Origin of the sequence: Aquabacterium sp. UBA2148, from assembly GCF_002328915.1 — a bacterium.
Classification (GTDB): domain Bacteria; phylum Pseudomonadota; class Gammaproteobacteria; order Burkholderiales; family Burkholderiaceae_C; genus Aquabacterium; species Aquabacterium parvum.
This window is the reverse complement of the sequence record NZ_DCXA01000136.1, coordinates 4,452-6,576: the sequence shown is the minus strand read 5'-3', so window position 1 is coordinate 6,576 and position 2,125 is coordinate 4,452. Positions and strand designations below refer to the sequence as shown.

General features: G+C 68.5%; 2 protein-coding genes. Both read right to left on the bottom strand.

The window, feature by feature from the left end; translation table 11 throughout:
• Window positions 1-871, bottom strand: an 871-nt coding sequence (gene rocF, locus B2W70_RS07440; protein WP_286744361.1) for an arginase, incomplete at its 3' end; no start/stop codon positions are given.
• Window positions 868-1,962, bottom strand: coding sequence for an ornithine cyclodeaminase (locus B2W70_RS07435; protein ID WP_286744358.1), 1,095 nt, complete (start codon window positions 1,960-1,962; stop codon window positions 868-870). The genes B2W70_RS07435 and rocF, both read right to left, overlap by 4 nt.
• Window positions 1,963-2,125: the final 163 nt, after the last annotated feature.

The following is a 2,125-nucleotide window of genomic DNA, read 5'->3' as shown; positions in this document are numbered from 1 at the left end:
TCTGGTTGCGCACGTCCAGCGCAGGGTTGAGCTCGACCACGTCCAGCGAGCCCAGCAGGCCGGTGTCGGCGATCATCTCCATGCAGAGCTGGGCCTCGCGGTAAGTGGGGCCACCGCGCACGGGCGTGCCCACGCCAGGGGCGATGTTGGGGTCCAGGCAGTCGACGTCCAGGCTCACGTGCAGGTGGGTGTTCTCGTCCAGGCCGAGCAGGGCCTGCTCCATGGTCTGGCGCATGCCGTGCTCATCGATGTGGCGCATGTCGAAGACCTCGATGCCTAAAGCGTGCACCAGGCGTTTTTCGCCTTCGTCCACGCTGCGGATGCCGATCTGGCGCAGCTCGCTGGCATCGAGCGCCGGCGTGTGTCCGCCCAGGCTCGTCAGGGCTTGCGGGCCGTGACCGCACAGGCAGGCCACAGGCATGCCATGCAGGTTGCCGGTGGGCGTGAGTTCGGCGGTGTTGAAGTCGGCGTGGGCATCGAGCCAGAGCACGCGCAAGCGCTTGCCCATGGCGCGGCAGTGGCGAGCCACGGCGCTGATCGAGCCGATGGCCAGGCAGTGATCGCCCCCCAGCAAGATGGGCAGCCGCCCGCTGGCCAGCTCGCCGTGCACCACCGCGTGCACCCGCTCGTTCCAGGTGGTGACCTCGCGAAGGTGCCGCCAGCCGTCGATGGCGGGCTGGCAAGGGTTGTCGGGGCCGTGCAGGTCACCCAGGTCCTGCACCTGCAGGCCGCAGCGCGCCAGGGCGTCGGCCAGGCCAGCCACCCTCAAGGCGCCTGGGCCCATGCGGGCGCCGATGCAGCTGGCGCCTATGTCGGTGGGGGCACCGATCAGGCTGACGTGTCGATGGCGCGTTGGCGTGTGGGGGCTCATGCGGCGTGCCGGGGCTTGGGCTGCTGGGCGTTTGTCGGTGTGGGCGACAGCAGGCCAAGCAGGTCCTTGGGGTTGGCGGGCGCGGGCACCAGGGACAGCGTCTGCAGGATGCCGAGTGCGTCCGCGCAGTCTCGCATGAAGCGCAGCGCGGTGAAATCTTCCAGCGCGAAGCCGACGGAGTCGAAGACGGTGACGTCCTCATCGCCGAGGCGTCCTGGTGCCTGGCCGCTGAGCACGCGCCAAAGCTCGGTGACAGGGAAATCGGCAGGCATTTGTTGGATGTCGCCCTCGACACGCGTTTGCGGCTCGTACTCGACGAATACACGCGCGGCCTGCAGCACGCCAGCGGCCAGCTCGGTCTTGCCGGGGCAGTCGCCTCCCACGGCGTTGAGGTGCATGCCGGGGCGCAGCATGTCGGCGGTGACGATGGTGGCGCAGGCCTTGTCGGCCGTCAGCGTGGTGACGATGTCGGCGCCCTGCACGGCCTCGGCGGTGCTGGCGCAGGGCGTGACCTTCAGCGTGCCGTGGGTGTGTTCGGCGAGGTTGTGCGCCAGCTTGGCGGTGGCCGCCGGGTCGAGGTCGAACAGCCGCACCTCCTGGACGCCGAGCAGGTGGTGAAACGCCAGGCACTGGAAGTCGGCCTGCGCGCCGTTGCCGATCACGGCCATGACGTGGCTGTCTGCACGGGCCAAGGCGCGTGCGGCCAGCACCGATGTGGCTGCGGTGCGCAGGGCCGTGGTCAGTGTGAGTTCGGACAACAACAGGGGCGCCCCGGTGTTGACCTCGGCGAGCACGCCAAAGGCCATCACCGTGGGCAGGTGGTGGCGGTGGTTGCCCGGGTGGCCGTTGACGTACTTGAAGCTGTAGTGCCGCCCGTCGGAGATGGGCATGAGCTCGATCACGCCCTCGGGCGAATGGCTGGCGACGCGCGCGCAAGTGTCGAACTCGGGCCAGCGACGGAAGTCGGCGTCCAGCGCGGCGACCAGGCCACCGAGGCAGCGTCTCAGGCCCAGGGTGCGCAGGATGCGGGCCACGTCGTCCACGCCCAGGAACCGGGTGCGGGTGGTGGGGATGCTCGCAGGGTGTTTCATGGTGGCCTCCGTCTGCGTTGGGGCCAGTCTCTCACCGAGCGGAGGCAATGAAAATCGCCAGAATTGAGCAAGATGTGCCAGAAAATTGCCACTTCGGCAGTGCTTTCTGGCAAATTGATCAACCATGGACACGGTTGATCAACAGCTCATCGGCCTGCTGCGG

Coding starts and splice junctions, on each gene's coding strand:
- B2W70_RS07435 (WP_286744358.1), bottom strand. CDS start 1,962: ATGAAACACCCTGCGAGCATCCCCACCACCCGCACCCGGTTCCTGGGC.